The 15,026-nt window shown below is 34.1% G+C and carries 14 protein-coding genes; 11 read left to right on the forward strand and 3 right to left on the reverse strand.

What is annotated here, in order from left to right; genetic code table 11:
* The first annotated feature begins 51 nt into the window (after positions 1-51).
* From Q1B37_RS02990 to Q1B37_RS03020, 7 genes are all read left to right on the forward strand, one after another.
* Entirely contained in the window at positions 52-774 is a 723-nt protein-coding gene (locus Q1B37_RS02990; protein WP_299895225.1) for a TlpA disulfide reductase family protein, read from the forward strand.
* Positions 775-780: 6 nt separating this feature from the next.
* Complete coding sequence (locus Q1B37_RS02995) at positions 781-1,599, forward strand: GLPGLI family protein (protein WP_299895228.1); 819 nt, start codon at positions 781-783, stop codon at positions 1,597-1,599.
* Positions 1,600-1,628: 29 nt separating this feature from the next.
* Positions 1,629-2,792 carry an aspartyl protease family protein gene (locus Q1B37_RS03000; protein ID WP_299895231.1) on the forward strand — a complete coding sequence of 388 codons (1,164 nt, stop codon included), beginning with the start codon at positions 1,629-1,631 and terminating at the stop codon, positions 2,790-2,792.
* A 91-nt stretch (positions 2,793-2,883) separates the two neighbouring features.
* Entirely contained in the window at positions 2,884-3,765 is an 882-nt protein-coding gene (locus Q1B37_RS03005) for a GLPGLI family protein (protein ID WP_299603222.1), read from the forward strand.
* 25 nt (positions 3,766-3,790) lie between these two features.
* Positions 3,791-6,529: a carboxypeptidase-like regulatory domain-containing protein gene (locus Q1B37_RS03010; protein WP_299895236.1), complete on the forward strand. Its 2,739-nt coding sequence runs from the start codon at positions 3,791-3,793 to the stop codon at positions 6,527-6,529.
* A gap of 107 nt (positions 6,530-6,636) precedes the next feature.
* Positions 6,637-7,248, forward strand: a complete 612-nt coding sequence (locus Q1B37_RS03015) for a hypothetical protein (protein WP_299895239.1) — start codon at positions 6,637-6,639, stop codon at positions 7,246-7,248.
* Between the two features lie 182 nt (positions 7,249-7,430).
* The gene (locus Q1B37_RS03020) at positions 7,431-9,194 is read left to right on the forward strand and encodes an alpha/beta hydrolase-fold protein (RefSeq protein WP_299895242.1); all 1,764 of its coding nucleotides are present in this window, start codon (positions 7,431-7,433) and stop codon (positions 9,192-9,194) included.
* Between the two features lie 291 nt (positions 9,195-9,485).
* On the opposite strand, the gene Q1B37_RS03025 is transcribed toward Q1B37_RS03020, so the two are convergent.
* Positions 9,486-9,773, reverse strand: coding sequence for a GIY-YIG nuclease family protein (locus tag Q1B37_RS03025; protein WP_299895244.1), 288 nt, complete (start codon positions 9,771-9,773; stop codon positions 9,486-9,488).
* Positions 9,774-9,969: 196 nt separating this feature from the next.
* Between Q1B37_RS03025 and Q1B37_RS03030 the strand changes: the two genes are divergently transcribed.
* From Q1B37_RS03030 to Q1B37_RS03045, 4 genes are all read left to right on the forward strand, one after another.
* On the forward strand, positions 9,970-10,443 hold the full coding sequence (locus Q1B37_RS03030) for a hypothetical protein (protein WP_299895247.1): 474 nt from the start codon (positions 9,970-9,972) through the stop codon (positions 10,441-10,443).
* A gap of 469 nt (positions 10,444-10,912) precedes the next feature.
* Complete coding sequence (locus Q1B37_RS03035; RefSeq protein ID WP_299895250.1) at positions 10,913-11,380, forward strand: nuclear transport factor 2 family protein; 468 nt, start codon at positions 10,913-10,915, stop codon at positions 11,378-11,380.
* A gap of 204 nt (positions 11,381-11,584) precedes the next feature.
* Entirely contained in the window at positions 11,585-12,313 is a 729-nt protein-coding gene (locus Q1B37_RS03040) for a DUF4328 domain-containing protein (protein WP_299895252.1), read from the forward strand.
* 34 nt (positions 12,314-12,347) lie between these two features.
* Positions 12,348-12,809 (forward strand): hypothetical protein, encoded by a 462-nt coding sequence (locus tag Q1B37_RS03045; RefSeq protein WP_299895255.1) that lies wholly within the window; start codon positions 12,348-12,350, stop codon positions 12,807-12,809.
* Between the two features lie 127 nt (positions 12,810-12,936).
* On the opposite strand, the gene Q1B37_RS03050 is transcribed toward Q1B37_RS03045, so the two are convergent.
* On the reverse strand, positions 12,937-13,464 hold the full coding sequence (locus Q1B37_RS03050; protein ID WP_299895258.1) for a hypothetical protein: 528 nt from the start codon (positions 13,462-13,464) through the stop codon (positions 12,937-12,939).
* Between the two features lie 122 nt (positions 13,465-13,586).
* Positions 13,587-15,023: a hypothetical protein gene (locus tag Q1B37_RS03055; protein WP_299895261.1), complete on the reverse strand. Its 1,437-nt coding sequence runs from the start codon at positions 15,021-15,023 to the stop codon at positions 13,587-13,589.
* Between the last annotated feature and the right edge of the window lie 3 nt (positions 15,024-15,026).

Consider the following 15,026-nt stretch of genomic DNA (forward strand, 5'->3'; position numbering starts at 1 on the left):
CATTAGGTTTTCATCTTTGTGATGTACAAATCATATAAAACTAAAATGTAAATGAAAAAACCAATCGTACTCTTTATTGCAATATTGACGTCAGTAATGATTCAAGCGCAATCCAATTATTATAGAAATGCCAATGGAGATGTATTTAATGAAGCTGAATTAAAAGAAGCAGAACAAAAAATAGCTGATAAAATTCATAAAATCAGTGAAAAAGCAATTGTAGAAATTGAAATTAAAGATACTAGTTTCAAGAAAGATTCCATTATCCATGATTTTGGTTTTCATGTGAATCTTAATGGTTCGACAACAACGAAAAGTAAGTTACATTCATTAAAGAATAAAAAACTACCATACGCTTCTTTAGTAGGATTATCCGGAGATCGATTGTATACCAATGAATTAGAAGGGAAGCCTACCTTATTAAATTTTTGGTTTACGAAATGCAAACCATGTATTGATGAGATGCCAGAACTAAACCAATTAAAAAAGGAGTACGGAGATCGCATCAATTTTATAGCGGTTACTTATGAACCTAAAGAAAAAGTTGAAGCATTTTTACAAAAGCACAACTTTGATTTTATTCAGGTGGTTGACGCTCAGGAATATATTGATACTTTAGAAATACAAGCTTTTCCTAAGAATGTACTCCTAGATAAAAACGGAGCTATTAGTCATATCGCAAATGGAATTCCCTATATCAGAGATGAAAATGGAGGGATGAAAATGGGAGAACCAACAGAATTAAAAAATAAATTAGAAACCCTTTTAAAATAAATAGACATGATAAGACTTATCATTATTGTTACCTTATCCGTAATCGGAAGTGTTACTGCTCAAGATTTTCAAGGCATTGCTACCTACAGTACCGATAGGAAATTAGAAATACAATTAGACAGTACGCAAATAAACTCTGAAATGCAGAAGCAAATTCATGAAATGATGCGTAAACAGTTTCAGAAGGAGTATACTTTGCGATTTAATAAATCTGCTTCGGTTTATAAAGAAGAAGAAAGTTTAGGAGCACCACAGCCAGCTTCAGGAATGCAAATAATGGTTGCAGGGTCAGGAGCTTCAGATATCTTATATAAGAATACAAAAGATGAAAAGTTTGTTGCGCAGAGAGATATGCTCGGTAAGATGTTTTTGGTAAAAGATACCTTAACTCATTATAACTGGAAACTTTCAAATGAAACTAAAAAGATAGGAAATTATAATTGCTATAAGGCTACAATGACCAGAACTCAGGAAATTATAAGAGAGGTAAGAGTAAATAATGATGAAGAAAAGTCCGAACCAGAAACAAAAGAGGTTGAAGTAGTAGTTTGGTATACTCCAGAGATTCCAGTGAATAACGGTCCTTCTAATTATTGGGGATTACCAGGATTGATTATGGAAGTTAATGATGGTGATCTGCGAATTTTATGTAATAAAATAGTACTTAATCCCAATAAAAAGATAGAAATTGAAGCACCAACTAAAGGTAAGGAAGTTACTGAAACCAGATTTGAAGAAATCATGCGTAAAAAAATGAAAGAAATGCAAGACAGATTGCCAAGGCGAGAGGACGGTAATAGTATAGAAATTAGAATAGGAGGATAATCATATAACATCAATCAAAACAATCAAAAATGAACAGGATTTCTTTTCTAATAGTTTTATTATACACGTTTTGTGCTCAAGCTCAGGTAACAACCATACCGTTTGAAGAAGACGGACTCGTTTTTATCAAGGTAAAAGTAAATGAGCACGAAGAATATTTGGATTTTGTGTTTGACACAGGAGCGTCCATTGGAGTTTTGGACAGTACTGTAGCAAAATCCCTGAACATAAAGTCCAACTATTCTCAGAGCGCACAAGGAGCCAATGGTTCACAAACCTATCATATTGCGACTAATCAAAGCTTAAAGGTAGGGGATGTGGCATTTTCAAATTCAAATCTGGTTCTGGTAGATTTACAAAAGCTTTCTCAGCGATCAGGCAGGAAAATTCAAGGAATTATAGGTTACGATGTTCTAAAACGGTATCAAACGCGTTTCGATTTCCAGGCAAAAACAATTATATTATATAAGCAAGAGGATCAAATTTCTGAATTGGATACGTTTACCAAAATCCCAATGAAATTTGATGGTACTCCGATACCACAAATGGAGCTTACTTTTACGCTAAGAGATGGAAGTACGAAAACTGGGAACTTCTTATTCGATAGTGGTGCTAATATGAGCTTATTGTTTAATACACCGTATGCATTACAGCATGATCTTAAAAATCGAACAGGTAAAACAATAAAAGGTAAAGCCAGAGGACTAAATAAGTCTACTACTTATACCAAAGGAACCATTGAAAAATTGTTTTTAGAAGACTTTGAGTTCACTGATATTCCGATTGATATTTCAGAAGGAAAGGAAGGTGTTTCTGCTTCCTCTAGTTATACTGGGATTTTAGGAGCCAAAATCATCAACCGATTCGATATGATCTTAGATTATAAAAATCAACTATTCTATCTAAAACCCAATTCAAAATATAATACACCTTTTGAGTTCCCTACCAGTGGAATTGGCGTCGAAAAAGTGTCGGATAAAATCCTAGTGAGTTATGTGGCAAAGGAAAGTGAGGCATATCAAAAAGGTATTAGAGAAGGTGATGAATTAATCAACATTGATGGATATGACGGTAAAGAATTAAATGAATGGAAAAAGCATTTAAAACAAAATCAGAAAGAAACAACCATCCAAGTAAAAGATGCAAAAGGCAAAATGTATCAGGTAGTGATTTTACTAAAGCGAATGATCTAAAAGTGAGTAGTTGTTTTTTAGGATTTAATTAACTTTTATGGATTAAACCGTGTAGAGATATCATAGTCTTATCATTTTAAAACTGCCTATTATGAAGACAATAAGTACACTGGTTGCCGTCTTAGTAACCTCATTAACAATCGCACAAGACTTTCAGGGAAAAGCGTATTATTTTAGTAAAACAGGGATGGATATGAATTTTGGCGGACGCCAACTTTCGGAAGATCAGAAAAAAGCAATCGCCGAAAGAATGAAATCTGCTTTCGAAAAAACATTCATACTCACCTTCGATAAAAGTGCTGCTACTTACAAAGAAGAAGCACAATTAGAGACCACAGGTGGAGGTGGAAGATGGGGAGCTATGCTATCAGGTTTTACTTCTAATAATTATTACAAGGATGTAAAAAAAGGAGAGTATTATGATCAAAGAGAATTTTATGGTAAAAACTTCTTGATCAAAGATTCCTTGCAAACCTACCAATGGACCATGGTAAATGAAACCAAAAAAATTGGGAATTATACTTGTTTTAAAGCTGTTACAACTAAGAAGGTTAGTGAAGTTATGGATTGGAGAGCGATGAGACGAAAGGCTAGAGAACTTAGAGATCAAAGAGAAAAGGGATCTGGTGATCAGGCAAATGCAGGTGATGCTCCAGAACGACCAGAAATACCTGATGAGATCGAAGTAGTAGCTTGGTATACTCCCGAAATCCCTATCAGTCAAGGTCCAGGATCGTACTGGGGATTACCGGGTTTAATTTTAGAAATTCAGGAAGGTAGAACCACATTATTATGTAATAAAATAGTGCTAAATGCAGAGGAAAGAGAAGAAATAAAAGCACCAACAAAAGGGAAAGAAGTTTCGCAAGCCGAGTTTGATGAAATCACGAAAAAGAAAGTCGAAGAAATGATCGAACAATTTAGTACACAACGACGCGGAAGAGGAGGATTTGGCGGAGGAAGAAGAAACTAAATTCTTTAAAAATTAATCAAAAAACATGAAACAAAAGATACTATTTACCATCTTTTTGGTAGGGATGACTATGTCCGCTCAAAAGGTACAAATCACAGGATTTGTAAAGGATTCTGTGGGAAACCCATTAGAAATGGCTAATGTAATTGCCTACAAAAAATCAGACAATGCCATGACAGCTTATGGTATTACCAATAGTAAAGGAAAATATAGTTTGTCCGTGCCAATCAATCAAACCTATCTATTAAAAGTTAGTTTTATAGGGCTTTCTGCAAAAGACAGAACAATTACGATTACTACAGAAGATGAGCAGATAGATTTTCAGATGACTTCCGACGAAAACAGTTTGGATGAGGTAGAAATTGTATATGAAATTCCGGTAGTAGTTAAGGGCGATACGCTGGTGTATAATACGGATTCATTTACCAATGGAAACGAAAAAAAATTAGGAGATGTATTGGATAAGCTTCCTGGAATAGAAGTCAATGATGACGGAGAAATTGAAGTAGAGGGTAAGACAGTGTCTAAAGTAATGGTAGAAGGCAAAGATTTTTTTGATGGTGATTCTAAGCTAGCTACTAAAAACATACCAGCAGATGCATTGGATAAAGTAGAAGTATTGCGTAATTATGAAGATGTAGGGCAATTACGTGGATTGAGAAATAACCAAGATCAGGTAGCAATTAACATAAAGCTTAAAGAAGGGAAGAAGAACTTCTGGTTTGGGGATATAACTGCTGGAGCAGGAGTAGGCGACACAGAACGTTATCTGATTAAACCAAAGCTGTTTTATTACAGTCCGAATTACAGTATTAATATACTCACAGATTTTAATGATATCGGAGAAGTTCCCTTTACACGAAGAGATTACTTTAATTTCACAGGTGGATTTAGAAATTTAGGAAGAGGAGGAACATCCTTTAATATTACCAGTGACGATCTAGCTTTTGCTGTTTTACAAAATGATCGGGCAAATGAAATTAATACTAAGTTTGGAGCTGCTAATTTTAGCATGTCCGCCAGTAAAAAATTAGATATCAGTGGATACGGAATTGTGAGTAACACCAAAACGGATCTGATTACTAACACACGAAGAACCTATATCGACGATACACCAGATCCTACAGATAATACGATCGAAGAAACATCCGATGTGGCACAACAAAGAAGTACACTAGGATTATTAAAGCTTAGTGCTAGTTATAAGCCTAACGAAAATTTTAGATTGGATTATGATATATTCGGAAAATTATCAGATCAGCAAGAAGATGATACCTTTATTTCAGAAAGGGATAATATTTCTGAAGATATCAATGAGCGTTTAGAAAATACTCCTTTTTCAGTACAACAGAACCTAAATGCATATTATACGTTGGATGCTAAAAATATTTTTTCTTTTGAAGCGCAACATTTATTCCAAGAAGAAGATCCTTTTTATAATGCTATACGATCTGAAATACCTTTTAGAGGAGTTTTTACGACAATCAACGATCCTTTAGATCCAACCTCAGATACTTTTGATCCGCTAGAAGAATCAGACCGATACAATATCAATCAGCAAAAAACTGTACAAACCAATAAGCTAGATGCTAAACTGGATTATTATTATGTACTAAATAAAAAGAGTAATCTAAATTTTACCTTAGGATCTACGCTAAGTACTCAGAATTTTGATTCCTCTATTTTTCAAATCTTAGATAATGGTGATCAGAATACTTTCGATACCGAAGAGTTTTCGAATGATGTTACGTATAACTTTAGAGATATTTTCGCAAGTGCTCATTATAAGTTTATTACTGGTATTTTTACCTTCAATCCAGGAGTGAGTCTTCATAATTATAATCTTAGAGATGAGCAATTAGGTACCACCATTGATCAAAATGAATGGCTGGTGTTACCCGACTTTTTCGCATTGGTGCAGTTTAAGAAAAGTGAAAGCCTTCGTTTTAATTATTCTATTACAGCTAACTATACGGATATTAATAATCTGGCAGAAGGATATGTGTTTAATAATTATAATTCCTTATCACAAGGAAACAGAAATTTAGAGAATGCTTTGTATGATAACTATTCGCTAAACTACTTTAGTTTCAATATGTTTAATTACACCAATATTTTTGCCAGATTGAGTTATAGCAATAGAAGAAATCCTATAAAAAATACAAGTGTAATTACTGGAATTAATAGAGTAAACACACCTATCAATTCTAACCTTGCCGATCAGATTCTAACAGCCAATGGTAATTTTACCAGAACTTTTGGTAAGATCAAAGGGAATCTGAGTGCAGTACTAAGTTGGTCTAGTTTTAATAATATTGTCAATGCGTTGCCTAGTGAGAGTATTAGTCTTACCCAAACCTATCAAACAGAATGGTCTACTAACTTTAGAAAAGGGCCTAACTTTGATTTAGGATATAGTATTACTGTGAATGATTATGATAACAACGGAGCCGAAAGTACTTTCTATACGAGCCGACCATTTGCTCGATTAGATTGGACGTTTGCCAAAGGGTTTTTACTAAAATCATCCTACAGTTATTACAATTATAGCGATACACAAACTACCTTAAATGAATATAGCTTTTGGGATGCAGAATTGTTCTATCAAAAACCCGATAGCAAATGGGAGTATAAGTTTTGGGTAACAAATATTCTTAATACCGAAAGTATCAACCGTGATAGTTTCAACGAACTGTTTAACAGTACTTCTAGTTACGTTGTGCAACCTAGATATTGGTTGCTTAGCGTAAAATATAATTTGTAATCAAATTACTTTAATCATTGTATATGTTGTGCTATGGGTTATCAATTTCCCATAGTACTTCGTATATGTATATCATCATTAATATCATCATCAAAAAACACAAAATCATGAATTTACAAGCATGCACATTACTTCTGTTTTTAGGAGTTTCAATAGTTGGTTTTGCTCAACAAACAGCCACTATGACGATTGAACCAGGATTTGAAAATAAGGATCTACAAGGACTGGTTAGCTTTGAAAATCTCTTTTTGGATAAACTTATTTTTGAAGGGAAAGCTATTAAAGGTAAATCGTATAGTATCGAAATTATTGAGTATATCAATGGTAAAGAAAGTTCCAGAGAAGTTCTTTTTGACGGAAGAGAATCTGATATTTTCAATATAAGATCAGAGAAAGAGACAATCAGCTTTTATGCGAAGCTAGATCAAGGAAAACTAAAAGTACAAATGCATGGGAATAGATTTAGAAGTAAAAAAATGTATTATGATCTCAAGGGTAATGCAGACATCTATACGCTGAAGGATTTTTTAGGAAGTAAAGAAACCACAACTATAGACTTAGAAAAGAAACATCCTGTATTGGCTATAATCACTCCAACAGTTCATAAAGATGGTTCTAGTTCCTATTGCGAAGTAGTGCAGTGTGATATTGCTACAGACGAATTGGGGAAACGTTTTAAAATCCCTCATTATTTTATCATGAGTATACAGTTTAGGTAGCATATTGATCTCCTCACACATTTAAAAGATAAAGGTCAGTTGGGTTGAGTATTTTTTGACATGTAAAGGAAGAAAATGTATTGAGATTTTTTGAATCAAAAGAAATTTACGTTTCTTTAAAAAGTGTTTACATAAACATATCTAAGATCACTAAAATCATCATCTCATAAACCATCAACAACATGAAAAAAACTCACCGCGTGTATCCAAATATATTTTGGGTAGCTATTTTGTTTAGTATCTCATTTTTTTTCTCGTGCACTACTAATAATAACAATATTGATAGTGCTACCGCAGAGATTCAGGTTTCCTTTACTTCAGAACAGTATGAAGAGGCATTGGACGGAAGGTTAATTGTTTTGATTTCTGAACAGATAGAAAAAGAACCTCGATTTCAGCTAAGAGATGATTCTAAGACCTGTCAAGCTTTCGGGATGGATGTGAATAATTGGAAAGCAGGTGAACCAATGTCTTTTGATACCAAAGCCTTTGGATATCCAATTCGTAGCTTTACAGAATTACCGTCTGGAGAGTTTTATGTGCAAGTGTTATTTCATAAATACGAAACTTTTAACAGGGCAGATGGTCATACAGTTAAATTACCAATGGATAGGGGAGAAGGACAGCAATGGAACAAAGCGCCAGGGAATCTTTACTCCACCCCTCAGAAAATTACGATTACCGATGGGCAGTTTCCTGCTATCAATATACAGTTGGATCAAAAAATACCTCCAATCAAAGCACCAGAGGATACGAAGTATGTGAAACATATAAAAATTAAGAGCAAATTATTAAGTGAATTTTGGGGTAGAGATATGTATTTGGGAGCACATGTATTGTTACCTGAAGGATGGGAAACACATCCTGATGTAAAATATCCATTGGCGATTATGCACGGGCATTTTCCGAATGATTTTGGAGGATTTCGAATGACTCCTCCCGATGCTGATTTAAAACCAGAATATAGCGAGCGTTTTGATGTCGAAGGCTATAATGTGATGGTGCAGCAAGAAGCCTATGATTTTTATAAAACCTGGACAGGTCCTGATTTTCCTAGAGTTATTGCTATTAAAATACAACATCCTACACCGTATTATGACGATTCGTATGCGGTGAATAGCGAAGCACAAGGACCTTATGGAGATGCGATTACCTACGAATTGATCCCACATATCGAAAAACAGTTTAGAGGAATCGGAGAAGGTTGGTCTCGATTTGTATATGGAGGAAGTACAGGAGGATGGGAATCGCTGGCGGTACAGGTAAAATATCCTAAAGAATATGGAATGTGTTTTGCTGCTTGTCCGGATCCTATCGATTTTAGAGCGTATTGTTTGGTAAATATCTATGAAGACAAAAATGCATATTATAAAGAAGGTGCTTTCAGAAAAACATTAGTGCCTGGTCATCGAGATTATTTGGGTAATGTTGATGCGAGTTTAAGAGATATGAATTATCGCGAACTGGTATTAGGAACCAAAGGTAGATCAGGACAGCAATGGGATATTTGGGAAGCTACCTATTCGCCAATAGATGAGGAAGGCTATCCGAAAAGAATCTGGGATCGTCTCACTGGTGAAATCGATGCTGAAGTCGCTGCATTTTGGAAAGAGAACTTTGATCTGGCGTATATTTTGAAACGAGATTGGGCAAAACACGGTAAAGATTGGGAGAATAAAATTCATTTGTACTGCGGTGATATGGATAATTATTATCTCAATAATGCGGTATATCTAGCCGAGGAAATCTTATCAGAAACAACCGCTCCTTATTATAATGGGGTTGTAGATTATGGAGATAGAGCCGAACATTGCTGGAATGGCGATCACGAAAATGGTAATCATATCAGTAGATTACGATACCATCGCATGTTTATTAAAAAATATGTCGAGAAAGTTGCCAAAGTGGCTCCCAAAGATGCTGATCTAAAAAGTTGGAGGTATTAACTTCTATAAGAATGGTGACGTCAGATCGAGTGTTTTCTGAAATGTAATGGAAGAAAATGTATCGAGATCTTTTCAAAGCTCGGAATTTAACTTTTTCTTGAATAGCGTCTCGATACAATTTTTGCTTCACTATCGTTACTCAAAAACCACTCGACGTGACGAGGTATGTTGATTGATTATTTCCCCAGATCGAATATTCTTAGAATTCAAATCCGTCAATTCGAGTATCCACCAAAAGTTGATGTATCGAGAATAGGATTTGAGTTGAGGTAAATTGAGGCTTTTTGAGTCTTAAAACTTCTTCTTTGCCAAGTTAGGAAGTTGCTCATAATCGCCATTAATTAAGGCTGTTTTTTTAGCTCTTGACCATTTTTTAATTTGTTTTTCGCCGTCAATAGCTAATTGTATGTCTGTAAACTCACAGCTATATACTAACTCTAAAGGTCTTCTATCATGGGTAAAACAACCTTTGTAATAACCAGAATGATGATGAAACAATCTTTGATCCAGATTTGATGTTACTCCTGTATAATATGAGTCATCATTACATTTAAGTATGTATACGTAAGATAGTTTCATGCTATAAATATATACTTTTCGCTTTTTATAACGTCTCGATAGTCCTCCTGAATCTATCAAAGTATAATTTTTGCTCCACTATTGCTACTCAAAAACCATTCAGCGTGATGTATGGTATACTTTTATATTTTTATATGCACTTCACGGAAAACGGGGTAGAGGAGATTATGATAAAGATATAATTTAGCAACTAAAAATGAACAACCAAATTACAGATCAGATAAAAGCAGACCTTTTAGAGTCTTTTGAGTTTTATGCGAACTCAAAGTATACTGGTTATGATCCGGTACGACCAGTGGCAAAAATTATTTTTTCGGCTCAAGGAGAAATTACATCACCGCCAGACTTAGAGTTTATGGGGTATGGTGGTGGTTCCGAAGGGGAAGCCTTTGATGCCTGTGGAGGATTTAATTTAGAACCATTTTTTCCATTGGATACAGATGGAGAATATTTCGAAGATGATGATGAAGAATTTATTAGTGAATGTTTGCAAAAAGCAGGTGAAGCAGTGTTGGAAAGTTTACAATCTGTAGCAACAAGCGAGACATTTTTTAATATTCCTAAAGAAGGTCCTATTGTATTTGTACTGAATATAGTAGATCAAAAAAGCAAGGTGATTTGCAGAATCCATCCAGACGGACAAGTCGAATTACCTCCAAAAAAGAACTAAGTTCTTAAGATTGAGTAATACATCTTGCTATATGAATTAATGCAACGTTTCAAAGCAGTGCTTTGAAATCTTTTCACTAATTTTAAATCAATAAGATAGGATGGGAGTGGCCTATCAAAAAGAAATTTGAAAATTAAACCAGCAGCGAGGGCTTGGGGATGAAAAACTGTTTGAGCAGTAGTGAGTTTTTTTCATCCGTTGATGTGGGTGGTGTAGTATTTTCTTAGGTTCTTTTTTGTAAGCCTAAACTTTTTTGTTTCTTTTTTTGGCAATGAAAAAAAGAAAAGAAACTATATCAAAGCGTATCGGCGAAAACTTTAGTTAGTAACTTTTTATTTCTAAGCTTCTCAATACATCAGAGGGTAAGATCCTTTAAATAGTTAAGTAAGTTACAATTAACTCGGTATTAACGTATTGTTTTGGATCGTCCGTATACATTTGGACGTATAACATTAAATGTGTTTTTTAGATGATTTCAAAAGCAACTTCCATATTTCGATTGATACTTTTCTTATTGGTTACAAGCGCTATGCATAGTCAAGAGGCTACAAAAGCTCATAAAGATTCCTTGGATGCGGTAGTGAAAAAATACTATGAATTAAACGTTAAAATTTTTCAGGCCAATTCGATTCCAAAAGATATTGATAATGTATTCGAGCTTTTTACCGAGGATTTCACCTATGTACACCCAAAATATGGTGGTACGTATACACGCCAAAAACTCTATGACGGATACCTTAAGAATCAAAAAAGCGGAAGATATTTAGGGACCATAGAAGACATAGAAATCTTAAATAAAATTATTGGACTTAATGCCGTAGTTACCCAAAAGAGATTTGTTGAAAATAAAGATGGTGTCATTAAAAGGGGAAAGCCAGAAATGACGCTTTTTGAATTTAAGAACGGAAAAATTTCTCGAATCTTTGAATATTGGTGATTTAAAAATATGTGATAACAAATGGTATTGTTAGATCTAGTAATGGCTATACTGCTTCCAATAAAGAAGATACTACATAGTATCCTTTCCACCTAAGGTTATACTTGTTTATTCGTTGTGTATCATGATTTTAAAAATTTAAGGGTAACATATTAGTGAAAATTGACACTTATATATGTTAATTAAGTAATCAATTCAACTAATATGACCGAACTAACTACTACTGAAAAACAGGAGGAAACAACTCCTTTAGAAATTTGGGATAATTCTAAAAGAGCAAAAAACCTATTGATTGTCTTTTGGATACTTACAGGATTGACAATCGTTGGAATTATTTCTGGGTATATGGAATTGAATTTATTGCAAAGAGCGCAAATTGGTCAATATATTGATCCAAGCGAAGCTACATCTAATGATTTAAGACAAGGAATTCTTGGGATTATACAGACTGGAATTTATATCACTTCAATAGTATTGTTTTTAAACTGGTTTAGAAGGGCTTATGGTAATTTACATAGATTAGGAATTACATACCTCAAACATAAAGAATCTATGGCTGTATGGACTTGGTTTATTCCGATTATCTCATTTTTTCGCCCTGTACAGATCATGAGTGAAATTTGGACTGAAACTCAGGAGAAAATAAAAAAATTCGATGCGTCTTATATCAAAAAAAATGGAGGATTGATTATAGGTCTATGGTGGACATTATTTATCCTATCGAATTTTATTGGTAGATATGTTCTTAAAACTGCTTTTAAGCAAGATACAATAGAACAATTGATTGAAGGAACACAGGCAATACTATTATCTGATGCGATGCAAATACCCGAAGCGTTATTAGTAATATTAATTGTAGTTAAGCTTTCTAAAATGGAAGCAAAATTAGCGAAAGAAGTTAAAAGCTCAGGAGGAAATATCGTGTTCAAATAATTATTACAAGTTACTATTCCTTTTTGTCAAAAGTATGTTAGGAAGTTTGATTGAAGAAAATAAAAAAGCACCGGAAAAGACCGTTATTTATTTTTCAAGATCACGCAGTCTATTTATAATTATCTTTTGTGTTTTGCTTATTTGTTTCGGCATCTATGTTTTTTTTAAAATCAATTACTTTCTTGCACTAGCACTTTTTATAGGAGCAGCCATAGGAATTCATAGAAATTTAAAATTATATAAAGACCAAAGACCTCAACTTATTATTTCTGACAAAGGGATTACTAATAATAAAGGGAAATTTAGAAGCTGGTCAGGTATTAAAAATGAGGAGATAGTTCCTAAAGCTAATTATCATCATGATAGAAGCGGTAACTATCTAACATATTATTATCATAATAGGATCGAAAAAATGTCAATTGACGAATTGGATATTGGTATAGGGAAACTAAATTATTTGCTGAGGATTTATAGAAAAAGAAGTCAGAAAAGCTAAACGCATTCTTCATTAATGAAGCCAGGTGCTTTTGATACTTATAATTAAATAATAAGAATCCCTAATGAGAAGCAGAGGAAACAGAATTACCATTGGCAATATCCTGTTCTGCGAAATCTTGAATTAATTAGTCATAATGTGTGATTGTGCCATTACTTTTTCTAATAGTGGTTTTTAGAAAAGTATCCCAAGTTAAAATAATGGCAAATAATAATAGTATGAGTGCTTTAGTTAATTTGAAATATTTTAATTCTTTATAATCTTGTTTACTTAAGGTATAAATCGCATTCTTCCTACTATTGCAGCTTACTTTTTTGTTATAAATGATATCTATAGAATCTCCTTCTTTTTTAGTGGTACCAATTAATAGTAAATAAGGCAGTTGTACCACATTTTCTGTCAAACAATCTTGATAAGTATTATTGTATTTTACATTTGCAAGTATTCGATTAGATTGACCTTTTATTCCATGTATTTTGTTGATCATGCCAATTTCGGCAGACGTGATAGTGTGATTAAGAGAATCCTTCTTTTCGTCATCTATCAAAATTGATCTTGCAGAGAATTTTGAATAAGGTTGAAAAGCATAAAACAAATCGTTGCCAGCAAAATAAAGTAATAATATTATACTACCTGCTAATATTACCTTCTTCATATTAGGATAATTTTTATTTGGTTTTTCATACCTAATAAGTTTGTTGTATTTTATTTATTTGAAATGATTTAATTAAAAGATAAATTAAGAAGAAGGTAATAAATCATTGCTTTTTTCAACCTTTAATGAGAAGTAGAAGAAACAGAATTACCATTGGCAATATCCTGTTCTGCAAATTGCGAAACCCAAACAATTGTATATTCGTCTAATGGAGTCACTACCAACGGCAACAATAATGCTATTCCGTTATATGCCATACCATTAGTATATCCCTTGTTTTTTGTTCCCCAGATAGCTTCAGCGCGAGCTGCTCGAGCATTATTTCTATGTGCTGTAGTTACTCGATTTCCTTTATTTTGTGTTTTATTTCTAATAATAATTTCCCCACTACCTTTTCTTCTCATGTTTTGTACTGCTTCTGCACCAGACTTAGTTTTACCCATTTCTTTAGCAATGGCTTCTATAGCAGCTTGTTTTTCTGCTTTGGTTCCTTCTACATTCATCATCCTTTCGATATAGGCATCATTTTGGTTGATTCTAAAAAGTTCTACGGACCTATCAAAAGTTTTGGAGGAGGCACCTCTAAATCCATTCGGATTATAATCGTCATCTGCGGAGTCGTAGCCAAAATCATTTACTTTTGGGGCCTTTACTCTAGGAGCTTCCAGTTCTGATATATTCAAATTTTCAAGATCGTATTCTGGGATTTCTATACTGCCTGGCTCAAATTCGAACCAGTCTTTTGCTTCAGTATTTTCTCTATTGGCAATCATCCGATCATAGGCGGTATTTCCATTATCGCTTTTATACAAATTACGAATACCTTTTTTCTCTCCATAGGATAAGGGAGCATAAATGAGATAAGCTCCTAGCATTCCAATACCAACTTCTTTTCCTCCGGCTAAAAATCCACTTCCAACAGAAGACATTAAAGAACCACCTGCACCTCTTAATGCTCCATAAGCTGCTCCTCCAGCGTACCCAGTTGCTGCTCCAAACATAAATGAAATCACACCTGTCAATGCTATCTCTCCTCGATTTGCCCAAGCTACACGTTTAGCAGCAGCATTAGCTGCGGATGGGCTGATAAAAGGCTGTAGCATACCACCTGCATTGCAAGTCATAAAAGAAGTTTGAGTAACAGCTGATACTTGATTAAATTTTACCGTAGGATGAGGATTTTGCCAAGCATTTAATTGAGGGTTACATTTTTTGCTATTTGATTTGACAGCAGCATAGGTATAAACAGCTGCGGCGATTGCACAAGCTCCAATTATGGCTGCTCCAACTCCAAAGGTTGCGACAGAAAATACAGCTATTGCCAAACCTGCTGCAAACCCTCCCCAAAACCCTGCAGAGGTAACAGGTCCTTGCCATTTTTGCTGACAACCAAAATCATTCATTAGCATTAAGTCATCCTTAGTAAGAAGAGCAACATCCTTTTTGGAATGTAGGACACTAATATCACGTTTGTCCGGATCAGCCAATAACTGACCTTTTGTTGGGCTCATTTGCATGGTACATACTACAAATGTTTTTTCTGGTAAATAACTGCTCATAAT

It is taken from the genome of uncultured Aquimarina sp. (assembly GCF_947492965.1).
In the GTDB taxonomy this organism is placed as follows: domain Bacteria; phylum Bacteroidota; class Bacteroidia; order Flavobacteriales; family Flavobacteriaceae; genus Aquimarina.